Consider the following 14,613-nt stretch of genomic DNA (forward strand, 5'->3'; position numbering starts at 1 on the left):
TATTTATTCTTTGTACATGCTTTAAAATGCCCATTTTATAAAAAGGTGTTTTTGAGCATTTTCGCTTAAAATTGTAGAAATCTTCTCAACTACTTCTCTATAAAAACAGTTCTCCTCTTCCAAAAGTATAAAAAAAACTGTAAAAGGCTTCAAACTGCAAAGTTAAAAATACAAAAACTTTGCCTGAAATGGAATTTCATTAAACGAAAAGAAGAAAATTTATGCAATTGCGTAATATTGCCATTATAGCCCATGTCGACCATGGTAAAACAACACTTGTGGACGAACTTCTCAAACAATCAGGAAATTTCCGCGATAATCAGCGCACCAGTGAGCGTATGATGGATTCAAATGATATTGAAAAAGAACGCGGTATTACAATACTAGCAAAAGCTACATCAGTTGTTTGGAAAGATACCCGAATTAATATTGTTGATACCCCTGGTCATGCTGATTTTGGTGGAGAAGTTGAGCGTATTCTCAATATGGTAGATGGAGCAATTTTGCTTGTTGATGCAGCTGAAGGTCCTATGCCGCAAACTAAATTTGTCGTTGGGAAAGCATTAAAAGTAGGATTACGCCCTATTGTTGTTATCAATAAAATTGATCGATCTGATGCACGCGCTGATGAAGTCATTAATGAAGTTTTCGACCTTTTTGTAGCTCTTAATGCAACTGATGAACAGCTTGATTTTCCTATTCTTTATGGATCAGGCCGTGATGGATGGATGGCTGAAACTTCTGAAGGACCAAAAGATCAAGGACTGAGTTCCTTATTTGATCTTGTGATCCGCCATGTGCCTGAACCTACTGTAGCGGAAGGACCGTTTCGTATGATTGGCACTATTCTGGAAGCAGATCCATTTTTAGGCCGAATCATCACAGGTCGAATTCATTCTGGTTCTATTAAACCCAATCAAAGCGTTAAGGTTCTTGGACAAAATGGAACGCTTTTAGAAACTGGACGTATTTCAAAAATTTTGGCATTTCGTGGACTGGAACGACAACCAATTGAAGAAAGCGTTGCTGGTGATATTGTAGCAATTGCTGGTCTACAAAAAGGCACTGTTGCTGATACTTTTTGTGACCCCACCATCAATGAACCACTCACTGCTCAACCCATTGATCCTCCCACTGTGACTATGAGTTTTTTGGTGAACGATAGCCCCCTTGCTGGTACTGAAGGAGATAAAGTGACAAGCCGCATTATCCGTGATCGTTTGTTGAAAGAAGCGGAAGGTAATGTAGCCCTTAAAATTGAGGAATCAACCGATAAAGATTCTTTCTATGTTTCAGGACGAGGAGAACTACAACTTGCAGTGCTCATCGAAAACATGCGCAGAGAAGGATTCGAGCTCAGTGTTTCACGCCCACGTGTAGTTATGCAGAAGGATGAAAATGGAATAACTCTTGAACCAATCGAAGAAGTTGTGATCGATGTTGATGAAGAATATTCCGGAACTGTTGTTCAAAAAATGTCAGAGCGCAAAGGAGACATGATTGAACTGCGTCCATCTGGTGGTAATCGTGTACGCCTTGTCTTTCATGCACCGACTCGTGGACTTATTGGTTACCAATCCGAACTTTTAACCGATACACGTGGTACAGCAATTATGAATCGCCTCTTCCATTCTTATGAACCTTATAAAGGAGATATCAGCGGCCGTACTAATGGCGTGATGATTTCAAATGATAATGGTGAAGCTGTTGCTTATGCACTTTTTAACCTCGAAGATCGAGGACCTATGGTGATCGATGCTGGTGCTAAAGTCTATCAAGGTATGATTATTGGCATCCATTCACGCGATAACGACTTAGAAGTGAATGTTCTAAAAGGAAAAAAACTAACCAATATGCGTGCTTCTGGTAAAGATGAAGCTGTAAAATTGACCCCTCCAATTAAAATGACATTAGAACGTGCATTATCGTGGATACAAGATGATGAACTTGTTGAAGTAACCCCTAAAAATATTCGTCTACGTAAACTTTATTTAGACCCGAACGAACGTAAGCGTTTTGAAAAAACACGTTCACCAATTTCAACCTGATCAATACTCTTTTAACCAAATATTCTAGTGCATTTGGTTTGATTTCACTCCGGAAAGGATATTTACAATGAATATTAAAGAGATCCCTATTGGCAATAATCCACCAGAAGATATTAATGTTATCATCGAAGTATCTGTTGGTAGCCAACCAATAAAATATGAAATGGATAAAAAATCTGGATTATTATTTGTTGATCGCTTTCTCTATACACCTATGGTCTATCCTGGCAATTATGGGTTCATCCCACATACACTTTCAGAAGATGGTGATCCACTTGACGTTCTTATTTGTAACACCCGTCCACTCATGCCTGGTTGTGTCATCAATGTTTGCCCAATTGGGGCCCTAATTATGGAAGATGATGGTGGTAAAGATGAAAAAATCATTGCTGTCCCCACCCCAAAATTAACGCAGCGATATGTTGATGTTCATGATTATACGGATCTTCCCAAAATCACATTAAAGCAGATTGAACATTTCTTTAAGCATTATAAGGACCTCGAACCTGAAAAATGGGTTAAAATTGAAGGTTGGCGTGATAAAAACTTTGCACGTGAATTGATTAAGGAAGCTATCGCAAACGCAACAAAGGAATAAAATAGATTAATTCTAATAAATCAAAGCCTGTTGTTCAAACAGGCTTGTACAGTTTTCATTCATATTTTTGTGAATGTACTATTGCTCATAAGTTGCAGTTTCTGTTCAAGTTCTTCTACATATCCTGAAAAACGAAGCTGTTTATAACGTGATGTCATACCACTTTTAAGAGAAATATAAGAAGGCGGTATTTTCCATTGCCTTCCTAAAAATTTAATTAATGCTTTGTTTGCCTTGCCATCTTCAGGAACAGTACGAAGACGTATAACTAAATGCTGTGTTTCACCATCTCTACTCTCAACCCCTACTATGCTATCCATTGAAGCTTTTGGAATTAAACGCACGAATAAAACTAAGCCACTGGAATCAATACGGTACAGCATCTTTATCTATCTGGTGTAATATTCTCATATTTATAAGAATAAACCTACATAAGCTCGCCACATAAAAATACGAATAAAATAAATAATCAGAAATACTATAAGAGGCGAAATATCAACTGCTCCAAGATTTGGCAAAAAATACCGGATACGCCCTAAAATTGGCTCTGTAGCACAATAAAGAAAATTCCCTATCATTGTAACAAAGGGATTACGCATGTTTACGATATTAAATGCACAAAGCCAAGAAAAGACAACATTAGCTATCAAAATAGCAACATAAATACTGAGAATGAGATCAATCACTTGAAGCAATGCATAGATCATTCTTTATTCCTTTACCAACCAATAGAATAAAAGATCATATATAGTGCATTCATGCCAACAAACCTATCAAAATGGCTCTACAATTAAGCCCTTTTTTCACAAAAAAAGAATGATTAAACAGCTTAATCGTTAATACATACCATATAATAAAACTAAACAACAAATATTAGATAAGATAATAGCCAGTTTTAAATAGGAGCAAAATCAAATGGAAAAGAGTCTTAAAAACTACCCGATTGCCTTCTACTTAACTAATCAAGTAACTTCAGTTCTTTTTTCTATAAAAAACTGTTTTTAAATTAGAAACGGCCTATAAAAAGGCCGTTTTCTCTTTGATAAGAAAATTATTTTTGCAAGACGATTAAACGATTAAGTGCATCACCAAAACCATTCAGTTGAACGAATAAATCATTTAAAGGTGGTTCACCTGGAGCAGCAACCGTCATAGATAATTTCAGCTGCTTTCCACTGCGTAAAGCTGCCACAAAACTTTTATCAAAAATTATTGGAACAACACAACCTGCTGGCACACAAGTCCGAACACTGGTTTCAATAACAGTTTTTGAATCATCTACATGTAAACGAATAGGCTTAGAAACTAAAATACCAAAAGGAACCGTCAAATTTCCAGACACAACATCATCAGCATCGAGCACAATATTCATAGCCACTACAACACGATTCTGATCATTAACTTCCTGACGGAGCATGAAACAAACTTTCTTTCCCTCCTGTATACCACAGTTAACGCTCCACAAATCATACGTCTCTGTTAACGAAGAAGCACCATTTGGCAACGTAGTTACAGAAGGCTTAGCAATCGGCTTTGAATTCTGGGCAAATGCTACAGGAGAAATACTTAATAACGCAGAAATTACAAAGAAATTTAGTAATTTTTTCATCTTATACTCAGTTCCTCACATAAATAGAATCATTTCAACTACTTCTAATAGCAGTGTATGATACTAAAGTATTTCAACGAAACAATAGCTTTTTGTAATCATACATTTATAAATATCTAAAACTATTTCGAAACTCATTAACAACTTGCATATAGACATGTTTCTTAAAAGAAATAACAAGTGATGGAAGTTCTTCTAAATTAACCCATTTCCACTGGTTAAATTCCGCTTTATTACCATCAGGTGGAGGATTAATTTTAATTTCAGAATTTTCTCCTATAAACTGAAAAGCAAACCATTTTTGTGTTTGTCCACGATATTTACTACCCAATACGTGCCCAGCAAGTTCTTGTGGAAAATCGTAATAGAACCAACTTTGTGCTTCTTTAATTAACTCTATCGATCGGATACCTGTTTCTTCATAAAGTTCACGTCGTGCAGCATCTAGTGGATTTTCGCCTTCATCAATCCCCCCTTGAGGTAACTGCCAAAGTTTAGATACATCAGTGTTTGCATAAGCAAAGGTCATCAAACGGCGCCCTATCCAAACCTTACCTTCACGATTAAATACAAGCATTCCAACGCCTTTCCGATAAGGAAGAGCTTTGAAATCTACAATTGTATCCATTGAATAACCTCTTAAAAGAGCATAGCCCATATAAAAGTGTAAATTATAAATATTTATTGTTACTTTAAAATACCTTTATTAGGATCTGGTGGAAATGCTGCATTCACTATTTCACCCCGTAAAAGTTTATAAGCTTGATTCAATTGAACATCATCCTTAGGATCTTTTGGAACAAAAGCAGCTGAACCAGACCCTTTATCACTTTCCCTTTTCCCTTTAATATGCCCTTTTAACTGAGATTCACCAAGCTTTACATTATACCCCTTATATTTCTCAGGCAATGGCTGCTCTACAATAATATCTGGAGTGATTCCGGTTCCTTGAATTGATGTACCAGATGGCGTGTAATACAGTGCTGTCGTTAAGCGTAAAGCACCATTTTCACCCAAAGGAATAATAGTTTGAACAGACCCTTTACCAAAAGATTGTGTTCCTAAAATTGTAGCGCGACGATGATCTTGTAAAGCACCTGCAACAATTTCAGAAGCACTAGCTGAACCACCATTAATGAGAACAATAAGAGGTTTCCCATTAATTATATCACCTTGCTTAGCATCAAACCTCATTACGTCACTTTTTTTACGACCACGTGTTGATACAATCTCACCTTTATTGAGAAAAGCATCTGAAACATTTACAGCCTGATCTAATAAACCACCAGGATTAAGCCGTAAATCAAGAACATATCCTTTTAAATTATCTTGAGGAATTTTAGACTGGATATCTTTAATTGCAGCTTTAAGATTAACAAAAGTTTGTTCACTAAACTGAATGAGTCTTAAATAACCAATATCATTTTCAATACGATATTTCACTGCTTTCACCTTTATGACATCACGAACAATCTTAATCTCTAACGGTTCATCAACACCAGAGCGAATAATTGTCAGCGTAATTGGTGTTCCAACGGCACCCCGCATTTTATTGACAGCTTCACTTAATGTTTGACCGTTCGTTTCTTTGCCATCAATTTTTGAAATAATATCTCCTGCTAAAATACCTGCTTTTGAAGCAGGTGTATCATCTATCGGAGACACAACTTTTATTAAGTTTTTCTCCATAGTCACCTCAATACCAAGGCCACCAAATTCCCCCTTAGTAGAATCCCTCATGTCCTTAGCTTTCTCAGCATCCATATAAGACGAATGTGGATCAAGCGATGAGAGCATACCATTGATAGCATTTTCAACAAGCTTTTTATCATCTGGAACTGTCACATATTGGGCGCGCACTCGTTCAAAAATATCACCAAATATAGCTAGTTGTTTATAAGTATTATTTTCATTATTTGCAGAAACAGATTGTACCACAATCATCGAGCTGGCGCTGAGTAACACCCCAACAACTAAAAAAACAACTTTACGAATCATTTTGGTCCCTTTTCAATTCTTCAGTCCGCCACCAAGGAGTTGGATTCACAGGTTTTCCATCTTTTCTAAATTCAATGTAAAGCATTAGAGCATTTTTACCTATATCTAATGTAACTGTGCTTGCAATAAATTGTGTACTCATCACTCCAAGAGGCTCACCTGCAAAAACAAATTGTCCTTGAGTTACATTTATTTTTTCCATCCCAGCAAGAATGATATAATAACCACTTCCAACATTGAGAATAATTACCTGCCCATAAGAACGGAATGTTCCAGCAAAAGCAACAAGAGCATTTGTAGGGGTTGTTACTAAAGCCGCTGGTTCTGTTTCAATTATTTCACCAAAGCGTGTAGCATGAGAACCGCTATTAAACCGCTGAATTTTTTTTCCAGATACAGGTAAAAGCAAAGAGCCTTTTTGACGTTCAAAATTAAGCTTTTCTAACAATCGAATATTCTTCTGCGTTTGTGTTGATGAATCCGCGCTAAGCTGTGATTCATATTCAAGCTGTGAAATTAATTCTTCCAAAGACTGAGCCTTCTTAGAAAGAACACTATTTTTCTGTCGTTGTTCTACAAGTTCTTTTTCCGATTTTTTTTGTAATTTTGCTTTTTCACTTAATAAAAGCTCTAAATGTTTTCGCTGTTCAGCTTGATTTTGCATCTCATCTCTTAAAGCCGTACATTCTGCAGTAATGGAATAGCTCAAATCGGTTAATTTCTTGAGATTAGCGGATAAAACCAGCGTTTTTTCCTGCATCTTAGGAATGACAGATCCCAATAGCACAGAACTACGTATAGAAGCCAATATATCCTCAGGCTGCACTATAATAGCAGGAGGTGGATTTAGCCCTATTCGTTCCAAAATAGCTAACACTTCTGCAAATTCAGTATGGCTGTTTTTTAAATTTTTGTGTACTTGTGCCTGCTGCTTTATAAGTTCCTCAAGCTTTTCTTTTTTTTCAGTAATATTACGCTCTATATCATATTCCGCTTTAGCTACTTTTACTAATTCATCAGTTAAAGTCCGTTGATCTTTCTTTAAACGAGTAACTCGGCGCTCAAGAAAAGCAATACGCTCACGTGATACAGAAATATTTTGGAGAATTTCTATCAACATTTTATGCGCTGCTTCACGACTATCATTATCTTCAGCATATGATACAGGTGAGTAAGACCCTATACTCAACATCAGTAGTATAAATATTATGTATGGCTTATATAAAATATCGCATTTTTTCATGAAGAATCTGCTTCATTTGCCTAACTGTTAAGCACAATCATATCAAATAAAACGCTTTAAACGGTGTCAACTAAAACAATATTAATAAATTGGAATAATAGATACCAAAAATCACACAAAAAGCTAGAAACGATGATATGGATGATGACTCATAATTGTCACAGCCCTATAAAGCTGTTCTGTAAGTAATATACGTGCAATTTGATGTGGCCATGTCATCAAACCAAAAGATAAAAGAAAGTCAGCGCGATTTCTAACATGCTCACTATGTCCATCAGGCCCTCCTAAAGCGATTATTAAATCACGAATACCTTCGTCGCGATAAAACGCCAACTTTTCAGCAAAAGCAAGTGATGAAATTAATTTTCCACGTTCATCCAATACAATTAATCGGCTCTTTTCGGGCAAAGCCTCAAAAAGTTTTGCACCTTCTTCTTCCATGCGCTGGCACGCTGTTTGAGCACGACTCTCCGATATTTCTTGCATTTTTTTAAAATGAAATCCAACAACTCCAGAACTTTTCGAAAAACGATCCAAATAACGATGAGTTAATGTCTGTTCAGCTCCTTTTTTTACGCGTCCAACAGCAAAAATAGAAATTTGCATATCAATTGTCTCCAAAGACAATCGTCTTTATATCGTCCAAATTTGGAGCAAGCCATATTTTTTCTAAATTATAAAAAGCACGAACTTCTGGACGAAAAAGATGAACTATAATATCTCCCGTATCAATTAATACCCAATCACCCGTAGAAAGCCCTTCTACTTTTGCCTTGCCGTATCCACTATCTTTCCAAGTCGATAACAAATAATCAGCAATAGCTGACACATGACGTTGCGAGCGCGCCGAAGCAATAATTATATAATCAGCTAAAGATGATTTGCCCTGAATATCAATAGAAACAATATCTTCTGCTTTTGCATTTTCTAAACTATTGAGAATAATTTTAAGACCATCAGATACAAAAAAGAGTTTTTCTTTTCCCGGTACTTCCGCGAGATGATGGCGTTTTTGTGAGTTTTTTTCCAGGTTAATACCCTTTCTTATCATTCGAAATATAAAAAAAAGAGGAACTTTCCTACAGAGATTTGCAGAATCTTATAAAATGTTCAAGAAAAATTATTTTCTTTTAAACGAAGTTGTGTTGAACTCTGAAAAGACAAAGGTCCATGCAAATAAGTCCAAGCTGGTGGCGACATAAAAGGTAAAAGTGCACTTTTTCTTTCATCCAAACGAAAATAACGGTAAGTTCGTGCCACAGGAGAAGAAAGCGCTGGCGTACGTACCGAAGGGCGATCAACAATCGCAATAGGAAGCATAGATATAATATCACGCCACCGATGCCAATGATGAAACGTTGCTAAAGTATCTGCACCTATAACCCATACAAAACGTATCCCTCTATAGTGTGCAAGAATATGAGTAATCGTTTCCACCGATATCGTGCTGCCTATCTCCTTCTCAAAACCAGTGACACGAATCTTTGGATGATCAATAAGCTCAAAACTTAGTCGCATTCTTTCGTGTACAGATGGTAATTGTGTACAATCTTTTAAAGGATTTCCTGGAGTTACCATCCACCATAATTGATCAAGACGTAAACGCCGAATTGCAGTTTTCGCAACAAGAATATGCCCAGCATGCGGTGGGTTGAATGAACCACCAAACAGGCCAACAACACTCGACCTTTCGATATATGGCATACAATTTTCCCATCGGAATTGATTCAAGGTCTAACCTGTCCATTTCCTGTAATTTGATATTGAAATGACGTCAATTGTTCAACACCAATTGGTCCACGTGCATGTATTTTTCCTGTTGCGATTCCAATTTCTGCTCCAAAACCGAATTCACCTCCATCTGCAAATTGTGTCGACGCATTATGAAGCAAAATAGCTGAATCTAAATGCTTAAAAAATATTTCCACCGCTTTCATATCCTCAGCAATAATTGATTCAGTATGTCCTGATGAATAATGTTTAATATGTGCAATGGCTTCTTTTACGCTATCAACTGTTTTGACAGAAAGAATTGCATCAAGGTATTCATAAGACCAATCTTCCTCATCCGCTAATTTAGCTTCTGGCATCATTGAAACAATATCTTCTGTCGCACGAATTTCACACCCTTTTTCTTGTAAAGCAGTAAGAACAGGAAGAAATTTGTCTAATGCCTGGTGGTCAATTAAAACTGTTTCAACAGCTCCACATATACCTGTACGTCGCAATTTTGCATTTAATACAATATCACGTGCCATGTCTAAATTTGCTGATTTATCAATATAAATATGACAAAGACCCTCTAAATGTGCAAAAACAGGAATACGCGCATCAGATTGAATACGTGCGATAAGATTTTTTCCACCACGAGGTATAATCACATCAATTGCACCATCTAATCCCTTGAGCATTTCTCCAACAGCAGCACGATCTGTGGTTTCAACCATTTGAATAACGTCTTTAGGTAAACCAGCTTTCTCTAACCCTTTTACCAACGCTAAATAAAGAGCATATGCAGAATGAAAACTATCTGAACCACCACGCAAAATTGCAGCATTTCCAGATTTTAAGCACAGAGCACTTGCATCAATTGTTACATTTGGTCGACTTTCATAAATAATACCAATCACACCAAGTGGTGTTCGTACACGGCGTATATGTAACCCATTGGGGCGTGTCCATTCGCTTGTCACTTGCCCGATAGGATCAGGAAAATGTGCAATTTGTCTGACACTGTCTATTATTGTGCGCAAACGTAATTCATCTAACTTTAGCCGATCAATCATTGCTGGCTTTAGATTATTTTGAACTGCATTTGCTAAATCTTGACTATTAGCACGTAAAATCTCACTTGACTGAGCTTCCAAACTCAAAGCTATCATTTCTAATGCATTTTTCTTTTGTTCAGCAGAAAGAATTGCAAGCTTTGAAGCAGCATTACGCGCTTTTTGCCCTATGGCTTTCATCTCTTCTTTTAAAGTCATGCAATTATCCATTTATCAAAAGCAATTAATACATTAAAATTAGCTTTTAAGAAAAACTAACTAAATTACGTACAATCATATCATTGCGATGCACCATAGCAGAGCGCGACTCATACCCGAGAATGTGTTCTATTTCTTCATTTTTACGCCCTATAATGCTTGCTGCTTCATCTTTGTCATAACTTACAAGACCGCGAGCAATCTCAACTCCACTTTCATCAACAATTGCGACTGTATCTCCACGGGAAAACACTCCCTTAACGGCTATAACCCCCGCAGCCAATAATGACTTTCCAGATTTAAGAGCCTTCACAGCTCCTTGATCAATAATTAAAATACCAGATGGATCTAAATTTCCGGAAATCCACGTTTTCCACGCATTGACTGGCTTTTTACTTGGAGCAAAAAAACTGTTACGTTCTCCCTGGTCAAGCGTAGAAAGAGGATTCATACGCTTTCCCGAAGTAATGACCATAGCCGTTCCTGAAGAATTAGCTATTTTTCCAGCATCAAGTTTTGTTTTCATTCCACCCCGAGAAAGAAGTGAATCAGAACCACCTGCCATTTTCTCAATATCACTTGTAATGGATGCGATAAAAGGAATAAATTCAGCGTTTGGATTGAGATGAGGTGATTGTGTATAAAGGCCGTCAATATCTGATAAAAGTATTAAAAGATCACAACCCATCATAGTTGCGACACGTGCTGCTAAACGATCATTATCACCATAACGAATTTCGCTTGTTGCTATGGTATCGTTCTCATTAATAACAGGTATTGCTTTAAAGCGTAAAAGCGTATTAATCGTAGCACGTGCATTGAGATAACGTCGACGTTCTTCTGTATCGAATAATGTCAGCAAAATTTGGCCTGTTCTCAACCCATGTTGAGCAAGAATATCAGTATAAGCCTTGGCAAGTTCAATTTGCCCCAAAGCAGCACACGCCTGACTTTCTTCTAATTTTAAAGCACTGTTAGGAAGATGTAATAATGTTCGCCCTAAAGCAACAGCACCAGAAGATACCAATAAAATTTCAACTCCCTTTTGGTGTAATACAACAATATCATTTATCAAACTTTGAAGCCATTCAACGCGTAAACCTATTTGGGGGTCAACTAAAAGTGCAGAACCAACTTTAATTACAATGCGTTTATATTGCTCAAGTTTTTGCAATCCAACCGCCATCTTTTTTAACCCTGCTCATCTTTACTAATATTGCCTTTACGCTCCATTTCAATCATATGAGTGACACCGCGTAACACATTGTTTAAACCTTCATGACTAACAGCAGAAAACATCATAACAGATTTACCAATCGCCTTTTGCAACATCTCCTGTTTAGCCTTACACTCCTCAATAGAAAGAGTATCTATCTGGCTTAAAGCGACAATTTCATTTTTTTCGCTTAAACTATTTCCATACGCCTCAAGTTCAGTACGAATAATTTGGTACGCCTTGACCACATCTTCTTCTTGAACAGAAATTAAATGAATTAAAACGCGGCACCGTTCTACATGCCCTAAAAAACGATCACCAATTCCCACACCTTCATGCGCCCCTTCAATTAAGCCAGGAATATCAGCCAAAACAAACTCACTACCATCAATTCGCACAACACCCAGGTGAGGATACAGCGTGGTAAAAGGATAGCTTGCAATTTTTGGTTTTGCAGCCGTTACTGACGATAAAAAGGTCGATTTTCCAGCATTTGGCAAACCAATCAATCCTCCATCAGCAATCAGTTTCAAACGCAGCCACAATGTATGCTCTTCTCCACTTAAACCAGGATTTGCATGGCGGGGCGCCCTATTTGTAGATGTAGCAAAATGAAGATTACCAAAACCGCCATTGCCCCCTTTTGCAAGACAATATCGTTGGCCAACTTCTTTTAAATCACAAATCAGCGTCTCATTATCTTCTGCAAAAATTTGTGTTCCAACCGGTACTTTAAGGACAACATCTTCACCTTTTTCGCCCGTCATATTACGCCCTTTACCATGCCCACCCGTTTTTGCTCTAAAATGTTGCTGGTAGCGATAATCAATCAATGTGTTGAGCCCATCAACAACAATAACCCAAACGTCACCCCCACGCCCCCCATTGCCCCCATCAGGACCTCCAAATTCTATATATTTTTCACGACGAAACGATACCGCTCCTGCTCCGCCATTACCAGAACGAACATAAACTTTAGCCTGATCAAGAAATTTCATGGCAGTGCTCACACAGAGGAATTAATTATATTTATTTCTATAGAAAATGGATTAATTTTACCAGTTTTCCATTCAAAAAAGAAAACCACACATAATATTATTCAAAATTATTTGGAAATGTTTTTATATTCAAATCAGTAAAATAATTTCCAACTTTTTCAAAAAAAAAGAATTATTATTGTGTTTTGGTTTTCTCCTTCAATTTAAGAGCTATAAGATATAGCTCAACTGATTCAGCCCTACTTGCAGGTGGTTTAACATGATGGATTGTTTTAAAATTCTGTTTCAATTTCGTAAGAAGAGCGTTTTCTGCTCCTCCTTGAAAAGTTTTTGCTACAAAATGCCCGCCAGGTTTGAGAACTGAAATAGCAAAATCAGCAGCAGATTCACATAAATAAACTGTTCTCAAATGATCTGTCTGACGATGACCTGTTGTTGGTGCTGCCATATCAGAAAGGACTACATCTGGTTTTGCCCCTAAAGCACTTATCAATTGTTGTGGTGCATTTTCATGAAAAAAATCCATTTCTAACATTACAACTCCAGGTAGTGGATCTACGTGTAAATAATCAATTCCAACTACGCTAGGGCGTTGATCATTTGACCCCACTATACGCGCTGCCACCTGGCACCACCCCCCAGGCGCTGCTCCTAAATCAATAATTTTTTGACCTTTTTTGAGTATCTTATAGCGTTCATTAATTTCGATTAATTTATAAGCAGCACGTGAACGATAACCATCCACTTTCGACTGATGAACATAAGGATCATTCAAATGCCTTTCTAACCACCGCCGTGACGAGGCTTTAATGGTCCCTGCTTTTTTTTTGACTCGCTGATATAACTCATGTGATCCCGCACCACCACGTCCACCTGTCGATGTTTTTATAGTTTTTTTCATGGTCGTTTATTATCTCTATATTTTGATAATTACTAGCGCTTACAATCTCTTTTCTTATAACTACACCCTACACCACAGTGCACCAATAATGCTGCCAAAGTACCTTCTTTTACCCAACAGTTAGAAACTTTCAACCATTAGCAAGATTAAACTTTTCAAATAAAGTTTTAAATTACACAGAAATCTAAAATTAAACTACTCTTTCCAGACCATTGCAAAGATCAATTTCTTGTTTCCTGGTCTCTCATGACAATAAGCGTTTTATTAAAAGTAATAATACCTACATTATTCATCAAATACCTAAAACTAATCTCTTATAGTTATACCTATGCTAATATTATGTATTTCGATTGTAAGTGCTAAATTAAGCCATATCCCTTAAAGCAATAAGTGCTCCAAAAGTTCCAAAATATAAAACCTCAGATTATGGACTAAATCTCTTCATTTTAACGATTTTTAAAATTACTTAAATTTACATCCCTATTTTCAAACGCCTAGAAAATACAAATAACACCGATAAAAAATGTTCAAATTGTAATCCGCTTAGTCAAATGCAAAGAGCACTTTTGAGAAATATCAAGGAGTACAATTCTTAACAATCTGCTTTCAACATCAAAAAACACAATCGTGTGAGTATTTAACTTAATTAATATGCCAAATCTTAAAAAGAACAACACACTTCTGTTACCTGATTCACAATCTCTAATTTAAGGTTATAACCTCACACACAATTCATTGAGTAAATTAGCTATGTTCAGTCAAAATAGTAAGCTTTTATCGTACAATAATTGCTTAAAATGTTTTGCACTAATTAAAAATATAAAAACTCAATTACTGATAATTTTGTATAAAATGAAATTCAATAATTGATAACATTATGATTCCGCCAATAAATCATATTTTTTGATTTTATTATTGCAAAGAGAAAAGCGCCTCACCTAGGCCCTTAAATGGGGCTAGAAAGGAAAGCGTTTTTCCCTCTTTAAGCTGATAAGAAATGCGCACATTGCTACTCTTA

The 14,613-nt window shown here is 36.6% G+C and carries 15 protein-coding genes; 2 read left to right on the forward strand and 13 right to left on the reverse strand.

The genetic code is table 11. The features are described 5' to 3' along the window. The first annotated feature begins 221 nt into the window (after window positions 1-221). The gene (gene typA, locus J7R05_RS03370) at window positions 222-2,048 is read left to right on the forward strand and encodes a translational GTPase TypA (RefSeq protein WP_208541186.1); all 1,827 of its coding nucleotides are present in this window, start codon (window positions 222-224) and stop codon (window positions 2,046-2,048) included. Between the two features lie 67 nt (window positions 2,049-2,115). After that, window positions 2,116-2,646, forward strand: coding sequence for an inorganic diphosphatase (ppa, locus tag J7R05_RS03375; protein ID WP_010703413.1), 531 nt, complete (start codon window positions 2,116-2,118; stop codon window positions 2,644-2,646). A gap of 59 nt (window positions 2,647-2,705) precedes the next feature. Here ppa and J7R05_RS03380 read toward each other — a convergent pair whose 3' ends face one another. The 13 genes from J7R05_RS03380 to J7R05_RS03440 all read right to left on the reverse strand — a co-directional run bounded on the left by J7R05_RS03380 (window position 2,706) and on the right by J7R05_RS03440 (window position 13,595). Then, a complete protein-coding gene (locus tag J7R05_RS03380; RefSeq protein ID WP_208541187.1) occupies window positions 2,706-3,029 on the reverse strand; it encodes a DUF167 domain-containing protein in 324 nt (107 codons plus the stop codon). 30 nt (window positions 3,030-3,059) lie between these two features. After that, the gene (locus J7R05_RS03385; RefSeq protein ID WP_007477906.1) at window positions 3,060-3,353 is read right to left on the reverse strand and encodes a YggT family protein; all 294 of its coding nucleotides are present in this window, start codon (window positions 3,351-3,353) and stop codon (window positions 3,060-3,062) included. A 344-nt stretch (window positions 3,354-3,697) separates the two neighbouring features. Next, on the reverse strand, window positions 3,698-4,255 hold the full coding sequence (locus J7R05_RS03390; protein ID WP_208541188.1) for an invasion associated locus B family protein: 558 nt from the start codon (window positions 4,253-4,255) through the stop codon (window positions 3,698-3,700). A gap of 106 nt (window positions 4,256-4,361) precedes the next feature. Beyond that, entirely contained in the window at window positions 4,362-4,883 is a 522-nt protein-coding gene (locus J7R05_RS03395) for an RNA pyrophosphohydrolase (RefSeq protein ID WP_208541189.1), read from the reverse strand. Window positions 4,884-4,942: 59 nt separating this feature from the next. Continuing rightward, a complete protein-coding gene (locus J7R05_RS03400) occupies window positions 4,943-6,253 on the reverse strand; it encodes a S41 family peptidase (RefSeq protein WP_208541190.1) in 1,311 nt (436 codons plus the stop codon). Further along, complete coding sequence (locus tag J7R05_RS03405; protein WP_246468204.1) at window positions 6,243-7,445, reverse strand: murein hydrolase activator EnvC family protein; 1,203 nt, start codon at window positions 7,443-7,445, stop codon at window positions 6,243-6,245. Before J7R05_RS03405 ends, J7R05_RS03400 begins: the two co-directional genes overlap by 11 nt. A gap of 174 nt (window positions 7,446-7,619) precedes the next feature. Next, on the reverse strand, window positions 7,620-8,102 hold the full coding sequence (gene rlmH, locus J7R05_RS03410; RefSeq protein ID WP_208541192.1) for a 23S rRNA (pseudouridine(1915)-N(3))-methyltransferase RlmH: 483 nt from the start codon (window positions 8,100-8,102) through the stop codon (window positions 7,620-7,622). Window position 8,103: 1 nt separating this feature from the next. Continuing rightward, complete coding sequence (rsfS, locus tag J7R05_RS03415; RefSeq protein ID WP_208541193.1) at window positions 8,104-8,547, reverse strand: ribosome silencing factor; 444 nt, start codon at window positions 8,545-8,547, stop codon at window positions 8,104-8,106. Between the two features lie 59 nt (window positions 8,548-8,606). Next, a complete protein-coding gene (locus tag J7R05_RS03420) occupies window positions 8,607-9,200 on the reverse strand; it encodes a nicotinate-nucleotide adenylyltransferase (RefSeq protein ID WP_208541194.1) in 594 nt (197 codons plus the stop codon). 23 nt (window positions 9,201-9,223) lie between these two features. After that, window positions 9,224-10,480: a glutamate-5-semialdehyde dehydrogenase gene (locus tag J7R05_RS03425; protein WP_208541195.1), complete on the reverse strand. Its 1,257-nt coding sequence runs from the start codon at window positions 10,478-10,480 to the stop codon at window positions 9,224-9,226. 46 nt (window positions 10,481-10,526) lie between these two features. After that, entirely contained in the window at window positions 10,527-11,666 is a 1,140-nt protein-coding gene (gene proB, locus J7R05_RS03430; protein ID WP_208541196.1) for a glutamate 5-kinase, read from the reverse strand. 5 nt (window positions 11,667-11,671) lie between these two features. Further along, window positions 11,672-12,694: a GTPase ObgE gene (gene obgE, locus J7R05_RS03435; protein ID WP_208541197.1), complete on the reverse strand. Its 1,023-nt coding sequence runs from the start codon at window positions 12,692-12,694 to the stop codon at window positions 11,672-11,674. Window positions 12,695-12,869: 175 nt separating this feature from the next. Beyond that, window positions 12,870-13,595, reverse strand: coding sequence for an RlmE family RNA methyltransferase (locus tag J7R05_RS03440; protein WP_208541198.1), 726 nt, complete (start codon window positions 13,593-13,595; stop codon window positions 12,870-12,872). Between the last annotated feature and the right edge of the window lie 1,018 nt (window positions 13,596-14,613).

This window comes from Bartonella capreoli (genome assembly GCF_902813205.1).
Classification (GTDB): Bacteria; Pseudomonadota; Alphaproteobacteria; order Rhizobiales; family Rhizobiaceae; genus Bartonella; species Bartonella schoenbuchensis.